Below are 764 nucleotides of genomic sequence, written 5' to 3'. Positions count from 1 at the left end.
TAGGCTCCAGACTCATTCAGGTCCATCCGATGAGGATGGCGGCGATGGCGACGGCCGAGGCGAAGTTGGCAGCGAGCTTGTCGTAGCGGGTGTGGATGCGGCGCCAGTCTTTCAGCCGCCCGATGGTGCGCTCGATGATGTTGCGGGCTTTATAGGCGCGGGCGTCGAAGGGCTGCGGGTTTTTGCGGGTGGGGTTGTTCGGGATGACGGGCGTGGTGCCGCGCCCGAGCAGGAACTGGCGCAGGCCGTTGCTGTCGTAGGCGGTATCGGCAGCACACAAAGCTGGGGCTGGCAGGTTGGCCAACAGGCCGTGGGCGGGGCGCAGATCACCCATCTGCCCTGGCGTGACGGTGAAGGCGAGGATGCGGCCCGCCCCGTCTACGACAAGGTGGATCTTGGTGCCCCTGCCGCCGCGCGAACGGCCTATGGCCTGATGGTCAGCCCCCCTTTTCCGCCTGCCGCCGAGCGGTGCGCCTTGGCGGTGGTGCTGTCGATCAGTTGCAGCCCGCCCGGCGTTGCCTCGACCAGGGCGGACAGCATGCCCGCCCACACGCCGCGCCCCGACCAGCGGTGATAGCGGTTGTAGATCGTGGTCGACGGGCCGTAGCAGGTCGGGCAATCCTGCCAGCGCCCGCCATTCTTCAGCATATGCACGATGCCGCTGATGACACGCCGGTCGTCGACGCGCCGTGCACCAGGCTGATTGACTGGCAGCAGTGGCGCAATCGCAGCCCACTGCCGGTCCGAAAGCCAGAACTCTCCCG

General features: G+C 67.4%; 1 protein-coding gene and 1 pseudogene. Both read right to left on the bottom strand.

Annotation, left to right across the window (positions count from 1 at the left end; genetic code table 11):
* Window positions 1-16 precede the first annotated feature (16 nt).
* Window positions 17-550, bottom strand: a complete 534-nt coding sequence (locus tag ACFHPP_RS31255) for an IS5 family transposase (RefSeq protein ID WP_437167114.1) — start codon at window positions 548-550, stop codon at window positions 17-19.
* 47 nt (window positions 551-597) lie between these two features.
* A pseudogene (locus ACFHPP_RS31250) lies at window positions 598-714 on the bottom strand (transposase); the annotation flags it as partial.
* Window positions 715-764 lie beyond the last annotated feature (50 nt).

This window comes from Falsiroseomonas sp. E2-1-a20, from assembly GCF_051433195.1.
Classification (GTDB): domain Bacteria; phylum Pseudomonadota; class Alphaproteobacteria; order Acetobacterales; family Acetobacteraceae; genus Falsiroseomonas.
This window is presented reverse-complemented; position numbering and strand designations above follow the sequence as displayed.